This window comes from Pseudofrankia coriaricola (genome assembly GCF_001854805.1).
Lineage (GTDB): Bacteria > Actinomycetota > Actinomycetes > Frankiales > Frankiaceae > Pseudofrankia.
In genome coordinates, this window is record NZ_MBLO01000216.1 from 17,470 (window position 1) to 32,697 (window position 15,228).

Consider the following 15,228-nt stretch of genomic DNA (forward strand, 5'->3'; position numbering starts at 1 on the left):
GGCGGACCGGCTATGCGGCGGCGTCGAGCTGGGCGCGGGTGAGCGCAGGGTGGAGGGTCAGGCCAAGATCAGCCAGACGTTCGGCGCCGCCTTCCTGGCGGTCGATGACGCAGACGACGTGCTCGACGGTCGCGCCCTGCTCGCGCAGCACCTTCGTCGCGTCGAGGACGGCGCCGCCGCTGGTGACGACGTCCTCGACGAGGACCACGTACCGGCCGGCGAAGTCGCCGCCCTCCGCGATCTGGCGGGTGCCGTACTCCTTCGCCTTCTTACGGACGAAGCGGGCCGGCAGTCCGGTACGGGCCGACAGCAGGGTGGCCAGCGGCACGCCGCCGAGCTCCAGGCCGGCGAGCAGCTCGGCCCGGGCGGGCACGAGCGGGACCATCGCGGTGACAATGTCCGCGAGAAGGACCGGATCCGCCTCTAGCCGGTACTTGTCGAAATACTCGGTGCTTGTCTTACCGGAACGCAGCACGAAGCTGCCGGTCAACAGGGCCGCCGCCCGAACCCGGGCGGCCAGCGTCGAGGTCTCAGTCGCGGAGTCGTCGGCCACGCCTGCCGACTCTAGCGATCGACGACCCCCGCCCACCGCCGCCCAGCCCCTCCAAGATCGCTTCCGTGAAACGGCAACGTCGCGGTGCGGGCGCGTCCGGACCGCGCCCCGCGCCGACGCCCCGCGCTGACGAGCGGGACGAGCGGGACGAGCGGCGAAATCAGCGGCATCAGCGGTAGGGGTTCAGCCGGGCCATCTCTTCGAGGCGGGCGATGCGCTGGTCCATCGGGGGGTGGGTGGAGAAGAGCTGGACGACCCCGCCGGCCCGGAACGGATTGGCGATCATCAGCGAGGAGACCGGGGCCAGGCGGGAGCTCTGGGCAAGCGGGCGGGCGGCGGTGCCAGCCTCCAGTTTGCGCAGGGCGTTGGCGAGGCCGAGCGGGTCGCCGGTCAGCGTCGCGCCGGACTCGTCGGCCTGGTACTCCCTGGCGCGGCTGATGGCCAGCTGGATGATCGTCGCGGCGATCGGGCCGAGAATGATCAGGAGTAGCAGCTCGAACATGCCCGGGCCGTCCTCGTTGCGCCCGCCGCCGAAGATCGCCGCGAACTGGGCGAAGTTGGCGAGGTAGACGACCACGCTGGCGAGCGCGCCGGCGACCGAGGCGATGAGGATGTCCCGGTTGTAGACGTGGCTGAGCTCGTGGCCGAGGACGCCGCGCAGCTCCCGGTCGTCCATCAGCTCCATGATCCCCTCGGTGCAGCACACCGCCGCGTTCTTCGGGTTGCGGCCGGTCGCGAAGGCATTGGGTGCGCTGGTGGGGCTCAGGTACAGGCGTGGCATCGGCATGCGAGCGCGCGTCGCGAGATCACGGACGATGGCGTATAGGCGTGGTTGCTCGACCTGGCTCACCTGGTACGCGCGCATGGCGCGCAACGCGAGTTTGTCCGAATAGAAGTACGAGAAGCCGTTCATCAGGACCGCGAGGACGAGCGCGATGATCAGCCCGTTCCGGCCGAAGATGGATCCCACCGCCAGGATCGCGGCCGACAGTACTCCGAGTAGCAACGCGGTCTTGAGACCGTTGAGGTGAGACATGGCGTCCCGTTGTCCTGTCGTATTAGAAGGTTGCACCCAGCTCAACGCCAGAGGTGTCGCGAGGCGTTCCCATCCAGGCCCGTAACGTCGGCAACGCCCGGCTTGTGCGGCCGTCTCCGCGGGCCGACCTGCGTCCTCGGTGCCCCGACCATCCCCGGGCAGCGCGGCTCTGAACCCTCCGGTCGGCCTGGGTCACGGTTCGTCGGAGACGTTCGAGGCGCCGGAGGAGACGGAGGAGTCTGTGGGGTCTGTGGGGTCGGAGGCTTCGAGCGTGGCGCGGAGGCTCGTGGCCGCGCGAGCAGGGAGAAGGCCGGCGGCCTCCAGGCGCCCGGCCGCGAGACGGGAGAGCGCGCGGTAGGCGGGGACGACGGCGGGGTCCGCGGCACGGAGCGCCTCCAGGTGGGCGGCGACCGTACCGGCGTCGCCGCGGCGCACCGGTCCGGTGGTGGCGGCGTCGCCGTCGCGCAGCGCGTTGTCGAGCGACACCCGCAGCAGCGGGGCGAGCGCCGCGCGCGCGTCAGTCACACCCGCCGCGGCCAGCAGGTCGGCGCTCGCGCCGGCCAGCGCCGCCAGGTAGTTCGCTCCGAACACGATCGCCGCGTGGTAGAGGGTGCGCGCCTCGTCGGCCACCTCGACGAACCGGCCGCCCACGTCCGCGACCAGCCGGCGGGCGATGGGTGCGGCCGCCGGGTCGGCGGTGACGCCGAAGGTGGCGGCGCGCAGATGGGCGGCATCCGCGGCCGGGTCAAGGCCGGCCAGGCTCATGATCGGGTGGACCGCCGCGCGGGCCGCGCCGCGGGCCGCGACCGGCGTGAGCGGGGCGAGCCCATGCCGTCCGCTCAGGTGAACGACGACGCTGCCCGCCCGCGGGCCCGCGGGTTCCGCGGCTTCGGCGATCTCGGTGGCGACGAGAGCGATCATGTCGTCGGGGACGGCGAGTATCAGGACGTCTACCAGCGAGGCAAGCTCCGCCACGGGCCGCGGCCGCGCGCCGGGAAGAAGACGATGAACGCGGGCGGCCGAGGCATCGGAGCGCGTGGTCACCCCGACGAGGCGATGTCCGGCGTCGGCGAACGCCACGGCGAGCGCCGCCCCGGCGCGGCCGAAACCGACGAACCCGACGGCGAGGGCACGATCACCGGCGCGGCTGGTCCCACCGGAACCGGCGAGGACTCGATCAGCCGAGATGGGGATGTCCGCGTCCACCCGCCGATTCTCGCGCGGCTGCCCGCTCTCCTTCATCCTTCCTTCTCGCCGCCGGCACGAGTAGGCGAGGGCGAGAACCTCTCCGGTCACGCGACTCACGGTGCCATCGGCCACGTGGAGCCCGCGGCCGCTCGGCGACGCCCGGAACGACGGCAGGTCCTGCGGCGGCGGCCACGGCAGCCACTCGGCGACGACCCCGCCGGCCGTGACGCTGGCCGCGCCAGCGCCGCCAGTGCTAGTGCTAATGGCGCTATCGACACCACACCGATTCCGTCATGCCCGGCGCCCATGGCACGCATCCTGGGCAGGTGGATGCTGACCGGGCGGCGAAGGCCTCCCGTCGGCGACGTACGCCCGGGTCCGCCAGGCGAAGGGCGGGCCTTTATACCCGGCGGGCACAGCGCTCGGGACGCGCGGGTCTGACCCGCGGGTCTCGGGAGGCCGCCGCGTCGGTCAAGAGGGAGACGAATCACACACTGTGGGCGAAGTCATCGGATGAAGTGCGCGGCGGCCCGGCGGAATGGCGTCCGCCCCGGCAGTGTCGGAAGTGGCCGAGGAGAGCCGACTGGTGACAAATACCCGACATCGGCGGCAATCAAGGAGCCGACGTGCGCAATTTCGCCGGTAGGGATGCCAGCTTGGCCAACCCGGGTACCAGCCCGGACGCCGCTACCACCCGGCAACCCGCAAGCAACACGACAGACAGAGATGCCTCCAACACGGAGCGTGATAGGACTACGGACGAGCTGGTGCCACCCCGACCTGCTGGACGGCTCGCCCCCCGGCGGCACAGGCGCCGCTATGCGCGCGCCCAAATAGGCCGACAGGTAGGCTGGACCGGTACCTGAGGAGGTTACTGAAGGTGTCTGAGCAGGTCCGCGAGCAGGCCCGGGAGCGGGAGACCCGCCGGCTCGACCGGGTCGTCGTGCGGTTCGCCGGCGACTCCGGCGATGGCATGCAGCTCACCGGCGAGCAGTTCACGAGCGAGACGGCGACATTCGGAAACGACCTGTCGACGCTCCCGGACTTTCCCGCCGAGATCCGCGCCCCAGCGGGTAGCCCGGCCGGTGTGTCCGGTTTCCAGCTGCATTTCTCCGACCACGACATCCTGACGCCCGGCGACGCGCCGGATGTCCTGGTGGCGATGAACCCGGCCGCTTTGAAGGCCTATTTGAAGGACCTCCCACCGGGTGCCGACCTCATTGTGAACACCGACGCCTTCACAGGTGGAAACCTGAAGAAGGCGGGCTACACGGCAGACCCGCTGACCGACGGCACGGTGGACAAGTTCCGCGTCCACAAGGTCCCGCTGACCTCGATGACCATCAACGCGGTGAACGCCGCCGACGGCGTCGCCGGCGCGGTGAACAAGAAGGAAGCCGAGCGGGCGAAGAACATGTTCGCCCTCGGCCTGATGAGCTGGCTGTACCACCGGCCGACCACGGGCACCGAGGAGTTCCTCCGGCAGAAGTTCGCGAAGCGCCCGGAGATCGCCGAGGCGAACGTCGCGGCCTTCCGCGCGGGCTTCAACTACGGCGAGACGACCGAGTCCTTCTCGGTTACCTACGAGGTCGCGCCGGCCCGGATGAAGGCGGGCACCTACCGCCGCATCTCCGGCAACCTGGCCCTGTCCTACGGCCTGGTCGCGGCCGGCGAGCTCACCGGCCTGCCGGTGTTCCTCGGCAGCTACCCGATCACCCCGGCGTCCGACATCCTGCACGAGCTCTCGAAGCACAAGCAGTTCGGCGTCCGCACCTTCCAGGCGGAGGACGAGATCGCCGGCATCGGCGCGGCGCTCGGCGCCTCGTTCGGCGGCTCGCTCGGCGTGACCACCACGTCCGGCCCGGGTGTGGCGCTCAAGAGCGAGACGATCGGTCTCGCCGTCAGCCTCGAACTCCCGCTGGTGATCGTCGACATCCAGCGCGGCGGCCCCTCGACGGGTCTGCCGACCAAGACCGAGCAGTCCGACCTGATGCAGGCGATGTTCGGCCGCAACGGCGAGGCCCCTGTGCCGATCATCGCCCCGCGGTCGCCGTCGGACTGCTTCGACGCCGCGATCGAGGCCGCCCGGATCGCGACCAAGTACCGCACCCCGGTGTTCATCCTTTCCGACGGCTACCTGGCCAACGGCTCCGAGCCGTGGCTGCTGCCGACCCGGGACCAGCTGCCGGAGATCCCGATCCAGCTCACGACCGAGCCGAACCACGACGACGACTTCTGGCCGTATCTGCGTGACCCGCAGACGCTGGCCCGCCCGTGGGCGGTCCCGGGCACCAAGGGCTTGGAGCACCGGATCGGCGGCTTGGAGAAGGCGGACGGCTCGGGCACGATCTCCTACGACGCGAACAACCACGACCAGATGGTCCGGCTCCGCCAGGCGAAGATCGACGGCATCGCCGCCGACATCCCGCCGCTGGAGGTCGACGACGCGTCCGGCTCGGCCCGCGTGCTCGTACTCGGCTGGGGCTCGACGTACGGCCCGATCGCCGCGGCAGTCCGCCGGGTGCGGGCCAAGGGCCTGCAGGTGGCCCAGGCGCACCTGCGCCACCTCAACCCGTTCCCCGCCAACACCGGCGAGGTGCTGCGGTCCTACGACCGGGTGCTGGTGCCTGAGATGAACCTCGGTCAGCTGCGCACCCTGGTCCGGGCCGAGTTCCTGGTCGACGCGATCGGCTACAACCAGGTCCGAGGCCTCCCGTTCAAGGCGGCGGAGCTCGCGGGCGTTCTGGAGGATGTGATCAACCAGTGACCGTCACCACCAACGGCAAGGTCGGCGGTGGCCGGGTAACCAACCGGCTGCTCGACCTGGTCCCGGCTGCCCCGGGCCCGCAGAGCCGCAAGGACTTCGCCTCGGACCAGGAGGTCCGCTGGTGCCCTGGCTGCGGTGACTACGCCATCCTCTCGACCGTGCAGGGCTTCCTGCCGGAGCTGGGGGTCGCCCGCGAGAACATCGTCTTCATCTCGGGCATCGGGTGCTCGTCGCGCTTCCCGTACTACCTGCAGACCTACGGCATGCACTCGATCCACGGCCGCGCGCCGGCGATCGCGACAGGCCTCGCCACCTCGCGGCCCGACCTGTCGGTGTGGGTCATCACCGGCGACGGCGACTCGCTGTCGATCGGCGGGAACCACCTGCTGCACGCGCTGCGCCGGAACGTGAACATCAAGATCCTGATGTTCAACAACCGGATCTACGGCCTGACCAAGGGCCAGTACTCCCCGACCTCCGAGATCGGGAAGATCACGAAGTCGACCCCGCACGGCTCGCTGGACCGGCCGTACAACCCGACGTCGCTGACGCTCGGCGCGGAGGCGACCTTCGTCGCCCGCTCCGTCGACTCGGACCGCCAGCACCTCACCTCGGTGCTGCGGGCCGCCGCGGAGCACCCCGGCGCCGCCTTCGTGGAGATCTTCCAGAACTGCAACATCTTCAACGACGGCGCCTTCGACACCATGAAGGACCGGGACACCCGCGACGACGTGACGCTGCGCCTGCAACACGGCCAGCCGCTCGCCTTCGGGGCCGACGGGAGCAAGGCGATCCGCCGGGGTGCCGACGGGAGCCTGGAGGTCGGCGCCGCCGGTGACGCGGGGGTGCTCGTCCACGACGCGCACGCCGTCGACCCGAGCCAGCAGTTCGCCCTGTCCCGGCTGACCGGTGACACCCACGGTGTCACCCCGATCGGCGTCTTCCGCGACGTCGACGTGCCCAGCTACGACGAGGAGCTCAACGCCCAGATCGATCGGGCCAAGCAGCGCCAGGGCGATGGCAACCTGATGTCCCTGGTCGCGGGCAAGGAGACCTGGACGATCTCCTGATCCCGGGCTGACCGAGGTCGACTTCGTCGGCCTCGGTCAATGGGCAGCGATCTCCCGATGGCCGGGGCGGCACACCAGCCGCCCCGGCCATCGCCGTTACGGACGGCCATGGCACCAGATCTCGCGGAGCGTCCCCCGCGACGTCGCGCCGAGTTCTACCGTCTCGTCCGGCAACGGTCAGGCCACGAACTCTGTACGCAACTCACCCGCCGCGGGAGAGTCGCGGGTATCCGGTGGAACTATGGTCAGTGACAGGTCCGTTCCATTCGCGAACGGCGGCACGACCGGCCCAGGGACGCGGAGGCGCTACCGGCAATGGATGGCAACCCGGCCCGGTCTGGCGGCGAAGCCGACGGCTTGGGCACAGCCGCCGGCCCGGACAGCGCCGCGTCCGTCCCGGACGACGTCTCCCCGTGGCCGCGGACCGGTGAGTTCACGTTCTCGTACCAGCCCCCGCCCACCGACTTCGGCGGCGGCTTCCTCGCCAGCGAGACGAGCGCCATCCCGCTGGGCCCGCTGTATATGCAGACGCCGTACCGCGACCCGGCCGACGACGTCGCGCCCCCGCCGCCGCCCGCCTACCAGGGGCAGGCGCACAGCCAGATAGGCCACCCGCCACCGCCGTATCCGGAGGCGCCCACCGGCGACGCCGCCCGTTACGAGCCGGTGCCCTCGCCATGGCTCGAGCAGCCCGCGCCCTGGCCGCCGGCGCCCCCGGAGCAGCCAGGCTGGCCGCCGTACGGCGACGCCGGGACGTATCCCGCTCCCGGCCAGGCCTCGGTGCCCGCCGGCACCTCCGCCGACTACGGCATCCCTCCGCCGGCGCCATATGGCCAGTGGGGATACGAGCAGCCTGACCAGGGGGCGGCGTCACCCGATCCGGGAAGTTGGTTCGCTCCCGCCGACACCGGCGCGATCCCGATCGGCCCGCCCCACGAGCCAGCGCCGCCGCACACGTCGTACCAGCACCCGACCGGCACGTTCGCCGGGCCACCCACCCAGCCGCTCGGGCCCTACCAGGACCAGTTCGCGCCGGGCACCTACGGGCAGAGCGCGTATGAGCAGAGCGCGTATGGGCAGAGCCCGCCCTACACCGGCCAGCCGGACCCGGACCAGCCTCATCAGGTCGCCGGCTACCAGCTCGAGTTCTACGCCTACCAGCGAACGATCTACCAGCAGCCGCCTGGAGGTACGGGAGGGACACCGTTCCCGGCCGCGGCGGATCCCGCGACGCAGACCGGCGCGTTTCCGATCTACTACGCGCCGCCGCCGACCGACCTCGGCGGCGGCGGGTTCGCGGCGACGGACACCAGTGCCATCCCGATCATGCCGGCGGCGCCCGTCTGGTCCGACGGCCTGTCGCCGGCTCCCACGGCGCCTGACCTGACACAGCCTGACCTGGCCTCGCCTGGCGCGCCGTGGCCCTATCCGGCGTGGCCAGCGGAGGCGGGCGACCCGTGGCCAGCGACGGCGGCCACGGCTCCGGAGGTTACGGCGGCCTTCCCGGCGGGCGCCTGGACGGACAGCTCACCGCCCTACGGTCCGGCGGGCGGCGACTCGCCGGCCGACGGTTCGGTGGGGGATCCGCCGGCGAGTGGGACGGCGGCGGACCAGCCGGCGGCGTCGAACAGCGAACCGGCCAACGGGCCCGCCGTCAGGTCGGCCAGACCCGGTGGGCGGCGAGCCCGGCGCCGTCGCCGTCGGGCCGTGCTGCTCGTGGTCTGCTGCCTTGTGGCCGCCGCGATCGCGGGCACCGTCTCGCTGCGGCTGGTCGCGACCGGCGACGATCAGGGCGACAAGGACACGCTGGCGGCCGGTACGCCGGCTCCCGGCGCCGCGCAGCCGCGCGCGACGAGGACCTACCCCTTCCCGGTGATCCCCCTGACCCAACGCGGCGCCGCCAGCGCGCCGAGCCCGTCGGCGGTCGGGACCCTGCCGCCGGGTGGCGCCTTCGGCCAGGCCGTTGGCTCTCCCGTCTTCCCGCTGTCCGTGGGCGCGACGCCCAGCGTGGGGAAGCCACCCGCTCCGGCGGAGGGGGCGGCTCCGACGGCGACCGTGACACCGGCGGCGCGCGGCAACTTCCCGCCGGCCCCGCCGGCTCCGTTCCCGGTCCCGGGAGCCTGACATCCGCCCACCGCCCATTGGGTGTCGGTTGGGCGTCCGGATGGTCGCCGATGGCGATACCCCGGTGCGCGAACGTGACTGATGTCCGATACTGTGTGGGTGCGCGTGGGGGTGCGTGCGGTGTCGCCCGGGGGGGTCCACACCGAACCAAAGCCGGAGGCTCCGTGCATCGCCGTAACAGGCACAGTCGTGACTGGCACAGGCACTACTTCCGTCACCACGGGTACGAGGTCGGGTGCCCGTTGGTGCTCGTCGGCGCTCTGACGCCCACTGGGGCGCGACGTGGTTAGCTACGTGGCCGGCCAGCAGGGCTGGACCGGTACCCAGGATGCCCCGCGGGCTGAAGAACCCTCGGGGTGGCCGTATGCCCGCGGTCGCGCCCTCGCTCCTCAGCAGGCCTTCGCCGCGCCGCTTCCGGCACGCCCACCGGTGTTGCCGCCCGGCGAGCTCGACACGGTGACCGGTCCGATCTCCCTCAGCACCTCCGCGCGCCGGGACCGCGCCGCCGAGCGGCAGGGCGGTAGCTACGGGTACGGATACGAGGGCTACCCGAGCCACACGGACTCCGCCGGCCCCGGCCACTTCGACTATTCGCGCGGCCACGGCTACGCGGAGGGCTACGAATACCCGGGCGGTGACGGCGGTGACGCCGTCGGCGGCCCGTACGCATACGCGGACGACACCGACTACACCGACGACGCCGACTACACGGTCCTCGAGGACGAGCCGTTGTACGGCGTGCCGGTCGTCCCGGTGGGCACGACGTTCATCGCCGCCACTCCCGCCGCCTTCTCGTCACGGGGCATCGACGACACCGGTGGCCTCCCCAGCGGAGTCGGCCGTGAGGCGCGTTCCACCGGCAGGCGGGGCTCGCCGAGCGGTGGCGGTGCCCGGGCGAGAGGCGAGAAGCCCGAAGGAGGGCAGCGGTCGCCGGGAGCGCACCGAGCGCCCATCGGGCGGCCTGGCAGCGCCAGGGCGAAGCTCGCCATCGCGAGCACGGCCTCGCTCGCCGGCCTTTCGGCGCTCGTCGGCAGCGCGGTGCTCGCCACGGACACCGGCCCGCTGATCATTCCAGCAGGGCCCGGAGGCGGAACGTCGACGGGCCAGTTCCCGTCCGTCCAGTCCACGGGCTCCGACGCGGACACGTCCGCGGCGAGCGCCTCGTCGCCGATCACGCCGGGTCTCACTCCCCAGGTACCCGTGGTGCCCATGGTGCCCAACCAGTCCGACTCCGGCGGGCAGCAGCCATCGGACACCGGTGGCGGCTACGTCGACGCCGCGGGCGCGTACGACCCGCTGGTCGACTCCTACGACCCGACGCACGACCCCACCGTCGACGGCTCGGCGGACTCGCCGTACCCGACGGACGGCCTCAGCAGCAGCGAGATTCCGGTCATTCCGCTCACCCCGCGGGACGGGTCCGCCACCGACCCGACGACTGGTGCCCCAGCCGCGGCGACGGACCAGCCGGCGACGGGCAGCTCGGTGTTCAACTGGTTCGGGATCGGCGGCGTCCCGGCCACCGACACCCCCACCCCGAGCCCATCGCCCACGGACTCGCCGGAGCAGGGCGAGGCGACTCCCCCGCCGGACGCCACGGCCGACCCAGGCACCGACCCAACCGCGACGGCGCCGAATGCTGCGCCGCCGAACGACGCGGGACAGCCTCAGGGGACGGACCAGGACCCCGTGGCCAGCCAGCAGGCCGCGGCGGCCGACCCGACCTCGACCGGCTCAGGGACTCCTTCCGACACGACCGCCTCGACGTCCGCGCCCGCGGATCCGATCACGGTGACAGACCCCGACCCCGCCCCCGAGCCCGACCCGCTCGAGGACGCCGACTGGTTCACCAAGGCGACGATCGGCTGGCATTCCTAACCAAAGCCTGATAGGCCGAAGAAGACCGGCCCCGCCCCCGAAGCGCGCTCTCCGGGTGCGGGGCCGCTTCGCGTCCACCGCCGGCCAGTCGCCGCCACCCGGCCGCAAGCGCAACCCAGCCCCAGCACGCGACAGCGCCTTAAAGCGCAGCGCCAACGCGACCACGGCCTCAGCCCGGCACCACACCAATCACGGCCATACGCCTGTACCCGGCACCACGCAGGGAGGGCGCCCTAGGCGCCCGACAGGCGGCCGGCGCGTCCCGGACCTCCCAGATCGGCTACGCAAGCTCCGCCGATCCGGCAGGAACCCCGGCCCGGCGCCCTAGCCCGTGCGGGCGACGACGAAGTCGGCCAAGCTCTCCAGGGCGGTCTTGGCGGAGCCCTCCGGGAGCGGAGCCAGGCAGTCGCGGGCGCTTGACGCCCAGGAGTTCAGTTGAGCCCGGGCCTCGTCCATACCGGGGTGGGAGCGCAGGATCTCGATCGCCTCACCGAGCGCCGCGTCGGAGGCGAAGCCCTCGGCCAGCAGCTCGCGCAGCCGGTCCGCGCCCGCGTCCTGGCCGCGCAGGGCGTACAGCATCGGCAGCGTGCGGACGCCGGCCCGCAGATCGGTGCCGGGGGTCTTGCCGGAGGCGGCGCTCTCTGAGGCGACGTCGATGATGTCGTCTGAGAGCTGGAAGCCGACGCCGATGCGCTCCCCGAAGGTGGCGAGGATGTCGGCCGTCACAGGGTCGGCGCCGGCCATCATCGCGCCGAGGCGGCCGGATGCGGCGATCAGCGACGCGGTCTTGCCGGTGACGACCCGAAGATAGTGCTCGACGGGGTCGTCGTCCGGCATCGGCCCGACGGTCTCGCGGATCTGGCCCTCGCACAGCGTCGCGATCGTCTGCGCGAGGATCCTGGTCGCCTCGGGGCCGAGGTCGGCGGTGATCTCCGAGGCCCGCGCGAACAGGTAGTCCCCGACGAGGATCGCCACCGTGTTCGTCCACCGGGCGTTGGCGGACGCGGCCCCGCGTCGGAGCGGGGCCTCGTCCATCACGTCGTCGTGGTACAGGGTCGACAGGTGGGTCAGCTCGATGGCGGCCGCGGCCTGGATCACCTCCGGCGCGGCCGGGTCGGCGAAGTGCGCCGCGAGCAGCACCACCATCGGACGGAAGCGCTTCCCGCCCGCGTCGGTGAGATGCCGCGATGCCTCCGTGACGAACGTGAACTCACTGCGGACCGCCTCGCGCAGGAGTCGCTCGACGTCCGTGAGGCCCGCTCGCACGGCGGATTCGAGATCAGGGTCTGCCCTGATCCCCATGGTGTCCAGCCCGGTTCTGCTCATACCGCCATTTGTGATCCTGGGGGGTATCGGCCGCCGGGCGTGCGAAGAAGGATCATTTTCGCACGCCCTTTGGCCCTCTCACGGAGGAGTACGGCCGCCGGGCGTGCGAGGAGGATCATTTTCGCACGCCCTTTGGCCCTCTAGCGTACGAAGCCTGAGGCCGCCGCGTGACTGGCGAGGTCCAACAAAGGCTGTGGAGCTACACCGAGAAGCAGGGTGACGAGCGCGCCGACGCCCACGGTGGCGTAGGTGAGGCTCGGCCGGGTGACCACGACCGGGCCATCGGCGGGCGGGTCGGAGAAGAACATCAGCACGATCACGCGCACGTAGAAGAACGCGGCGATCGCGCTGCACACCAGCGCGATGACGACCAGCGGGGTGGCGTCGCCCTCGATGGCCGACTGGAACACCGCGAACTTGCCGGTGAAGCCGCTGGTGAGCGGGATGCCGGCGAGCGCGAGTAGCAGGAAGGCGAAGATGCCCGCGAGCCACGGCGAGGTACGTCCGAGGCCCTGCCACTGGGACAGGTCGCTGGCCTCGCCGTCGCCGGTGCGCACCAGGGAGACGACGGCGAACGCGGCGATCGTCGTGAAGCCGTAGGTCACCAGGTAGAACATCGAGCCGGACAGGCCGTCGGTGTTCGCGGCCGCCAGGCCGACGAGCAGGAAGCCGGCGTGCGCGATGGCCGAGTAGGCCAGCATCCGCTTGATGTCGCGCTGGGTCAGGGCCAGCACGGCACCGATGGCCATGGTGAGGATCGCGACACCCCAGATGACCGGCCGCCAGTCCCACCGCAGGCCGCCGAAGGCGACGTAGAAGACCCGCAGCAGGCCGCCGAAGGCGGCGACCTTGGTGGCCGCGGCCATGAAGGCGGTGACCGGCGTCGGCGAGCCCTGGTAGACGTCCGGCGTCCAGGAGTGGAACGGCGCCGCGCCGATCTTGAAGAAGAAACCGACGGCGAGCAGGCCCATCCCGAGGTAGAGGTAGGTGTCGTTCGCGCTCGCGCTGCCGGCCGCGTCCGCGATGGCGCCGAGGCGCACGGTGCCGGCGTAGCCGTAGATCATCGCCAGGCCGTAGAGGAAGAACGCCGACGAGAACGCGCCGAGCAGGAAGTACTTCATCGCCGCCTCCTGCGAGAGGAGCCGCCGGCGGCGGGCGAGCCCGGCCAGCAGGTAGAGCGGCAGCGAGAGGATCTCCAGCGCGACGAACATCACCAGCAGGTTGTTCGACGCGACGAACATCAGCATTCCGGAGACCGAGAAGGCCAGCAGCGGGTAGGCCTCGGTCTGGACCTCCTTGGAGGTCTGCATCGCGGTCGACCCCGCCGCGCCGGGCGTGACGGACGCGGAGGCGACGATGGCGCCGCCCGAGGAATCCAGCCGACGCTCGGCGACCAGCAGCACCGCGAACAGGCCGAACAGCAGGATCGTGCCTTCGAGGAACAGCGTCGGGCCGTCGATGGCGAGCGCGCCGGACACCAGCGTGGCGCGGCGGGAGTGCAGCAGCACGACGGCGATGAACGCCGCGGCGAAGCCGGCGAAGGCGAGCACCGGCTGAATCCGCCGGCGGGCCTCGGACGCCGCGAACGCCTCGACCAGGATGCCGGCGAACGCGAGCCCGAGCACGATCAGCAGCGGGCTGATCGAGGAGTACTCGACGTGCGGCGTCTGGATGGGCGCGACGGTCGTCGCCGACGACGCGGCGAGGACGACGGGAGCGGCGCTCACGAGTGGCCTCCGGTGGTGGTCACACCGGCTACCGGGACACTCGGTGCCGGGTCATGGTGCCCGACATCGGTGAACGTGGCCGTGACCGTCGGGCGGATGATGTCGATCAGAGGCTTCGGGTAGACACCGAGCGCGACGATGAGCGCGACCACCGGGGCGACCACGAGCTTCTCCCGCAGCGACAGGTCGGCGACGAGCTTGTTCTCCTCGTGGACCACCGGCCCGGTCATCGTCCGCTTGTACAGATGCAGCACGTAGATGGCGGCCAGCACGATGCCGCAGGTCGCGACGATCGCCAGCGCCTTGTACTCGGTGAACGTGCCGACCAGGACGAGGAACTCCGACACGAAGCTGTTCAGGCCGGGCAGCGCCAGCGACGAGAGCCCGGCGATGAGGAACACGCCCGCGAGCACCGGGGTGACCTTCGCCATGCCGCCGTAGGCGTCGACGTCCCGGCTGCCGCGGCGGGCGACCAGGAAGCCGACCACCAGGAACAGCAGGCCGGTGGAGAGGCCGTGGTTGACCATGTACAGCACCGCGCCGGTGCCGGCCTGCGAGGTGAAGGCGAAGCAGCCGAGCGCGATGAAGCCGAAGTGGGCGAGCGAGGTGTACGAGACCAGCCGCTTCATGTCACGTTGCCCGATCGCGAGCAGCGCGCCGTAGAAGATGCCGATCACCGCGAGGGCGAGCACCAGCGGGGCGAAGTAGTCGGCCGCGTCCGGGAACAGCGGGATGCAGTAGCGGAGCAGGCCGAAGGTGCCGACCTTGTCGAGCACGCCGACGAGCAGCACCGCGCCGCCGGTGGGCGACTGGGCGCCGGCGTCCGGCAGCCAGGTGTGGAACGGGAACAGCGGTGCCTTGATGGCGAACGCGATGAAGAAGCCGAGGAACAGCCACTTCTGCGTGTCCTCGTCGATGTGCATCTGGCGCAGCGCGGCGAAGTCGAACGTGCCATGGCCGAGCTGGTGCACCGAGACCACGTAGAGGCCGATGACCGCCGCGAGCATCAGCAGACCGCCGAACAGGCTGTAGAGCAGGAACTTGACCGCCGCGTACGAGCGCTGCGTCTGCTCCTTCGGCGCCCCGTAGCTCCCGATGAGGAAGTACATCGGGATGAGCATCGCCTCGAAGAAGACGTAGAACAGGAACACGTCGGTGGCGGCGAAGACGCCGACCATGCCGGCCTGCAGCGCGAGCAGCAGCGAGAAGAACGCCCCGACGCCGCGCTTGCCCTCCTCGGCCTCGTGCCAGGACGCCAGCACAACCACCGGCATCAGGACCGAGGCCAACAGGATCAGCACGATCGAGATGCCGTCCGCGCCGACCGAGTAGGACACGCCGAACTGCTTGATCCAGTCGTACCGCTGGGCGAACTGGAAGCCGGGCTTGTCGGGCTCGTAGGCGATGGTGGCGAGAACCGCGAGCACCAGCTCGACGAGCGTGAGAACCAGGGTGACCTGCTTGGCCAGCGTGCTCGCACGCTTGGGCAGCAGCGCGACCAGGATCGCGCCCGCGACCGGGATGACCAGCAGGATCGTCAGCCAGGGAACGGTATGCAC

10 protein-coding genes are annotated in these 15,228 nt (G+C 71.4%); 4 read left to right on the forward strand and 6 right to left on the reverse strand.

The window, feature by feature from the left end; genetic code table 11:
* Nucleotides 1-10: 10 nt before the first annotated feature.
* The 3 genes from pyrE to BCD48_RS24885 all read right to left on the reverse strand — a co-directional run bounded on the left by pyrE (nt 11) and on the right by BCD48_RS24885 (nt 2,885).
* Entirely contained in the window at nt 11-553 is a 543-nt protein-coding gene (gene pyrE / locus BCD48_RS24875; RefSeq protein WP_083419140.1) for an orotate phosphoribosyltransferase, read from the reverse strand.
* Nucleotides 554-722: 169 nt separating this feature from the next.
* On the reverse strand, nt 723-1,589 hold the full coding sequence (gene htpX, locus BCD48_RS24880; protein ID WP_071050785.1) for a zinc metalloprotease HtpX: 867 nt from the start codon (nt 1,587-1,589) through the stop codon (nt 723-725).
* Nucleotides 1,590-1,781: 192 nt separating this feature from the next.
* The gene (locus BCD48_RS24885) at nt 1,782-2,885 is read right to left on the reverse strand and encodes a Rossmann-like and DUF2520 domain-containing protein (RefSeq protein WP_241841961.1); all 1,104 of its coding nucleotides are present in this window, start codon (nt 2,883-2,885) and stop codon (nt 1,782-1,784) included.
* A 772-nt stretch (nt 2,886-3,657) separates the two neighbouring features.
* Between BCD48_RS24885 and BCD48_RS24890 the strand changes: the two genes are divergently transcribed.
* The 4 genes from BCD48_RS24890 (at nt 3,658) to BCD48_RS24905 (ending at nt 10,616) form a co-directional block, all read left to right on the forward strand.
* Nucleotides 3,658-5,544 carry a 2-oxoacid:acceptor oxidoreductase subunit alpha gene (locus BCD48_RS24890; RefSeq protein WP_071050786.1) on the forward strand — a complete coding sequence of 629 codons (1,887 nt, stop codon included), beginning with the start codon at nt 3,658-3,660 and terminating at the stop codon, nt 5,542-5,544.
* Nucleotides 5,541-6,614, forward strand: a complete 1,074-nt coding sequence (locus tag BCD48_RS24895; RefSeq protein ID WP_071050787.1) for a 2-oxoacid:ferredoxin oxidoreductase subunit beta — start codon at nt 5,541-5,543, stop codon at nt 6,612-6,614. Before BCD48_RS24890 ends, BCD48_RS24895 begins: the two co-directional genes overlap by 4 nt.
* Nucleotides 6,615-6,929: 315 nt before the next feature.
* Nucleotides 6,930-8,738 carry a hypothetical protein gene (locus BCD48_RS24900; RefSeq protein WP_071050788.1) on the forward strand — a complete coding sequence of 603 codons (1,809 nt, stop codon included), beginning with the start codon at nt 6,930-6,932 and terminating at the stop codon, nt 8,736-8,738.
* A gap of 282 nt (nt 8,739-9,020) precedes the next feature.
* Nucleotides 9,021-10,616, forward strand: a complete 1,596-nt coding sequence (locus tag BCD48_RS24905; protein WP_131804100.1) for a hypothetical protein — start codon at nt 9,021-9,023, stop codon at nt 10,614-10,616.
* Between the two features lie 324 nt (nt 10,617-10,940).
* Here the strand turns inward: BCD48_RS24905 and BCD48_RS24910 are convergent, their stop codons facing one another.
* The 3 genes from BCD48_RS24910 to BCD48_RS24920 all read right to left on the reverse strand — a co-directional run bounded on the left by BCD48_RS24910 (nt 10,941) and on the right by BCD48_RS24920 (nt 15,228).
* Nucleotides 10,941-11,942 carry a polyprenyl synthetase family protein gene (locus tag BCD48_RS24910; RefSeq protein WP_071050790.1) on the reverse strand — a complete coding sequence of 334 codons (1,002 nt, stop codon included), beginning with the start codon at nt 11,940-11,942 and terminating at the stop codon, nt 10,941-10,943.
* Nucleotides 11,943-12,082: 140 nt separating this feature from the next.
* On the reverse strand, nt 12,083-13,669 hold the full coding sequence (gene nuoN / locus BCD48_RS24915; RefSeq protein ID WP_071050791.1) for an NADH-quinone oxidoreductase subunit NuoN: 1,587 nt from the start codon (nt 13,667-13,669) through the stop codon (nt 12,083-12,085).
* Complete coding sequence (locus BCD48_RS24920; RefSeq protein WP_071050792.1) at nt 13,666-15,228, reverse strand: NADH-quinone oxidoreductase subunit M; 1,563 nt, start codon at nt 15,226-15,228, stop codon at nt 13,666-13,668. Before BCD48_RS24920 ends, nuoN begins: the two co-directional genes overlap by 4 nt.

Coding starts and splice junctions, on each gene's coding strand:
- htpX (WP_071050785.1), bottom strand. CDS start 1,589: ATGTCTCACCTCAACGGTCTCAAGACCGCGTTGCTACTCGGAGTACTG.
- BCD48_RS24900 (WP_071050788.1), top strand. CDS start 6,930: ATGGATGGCAACCCGGCCCGGTCTGGCGGCGAAGCCGACGGCTTGGGC.
- BCD48_RS24910 (WP_071050790.1), bottom strand. CDS start 11,942: ATGAGCAGAACCGGGCTGGACACCATGGGGATCAGGGCAGACCCTGAT.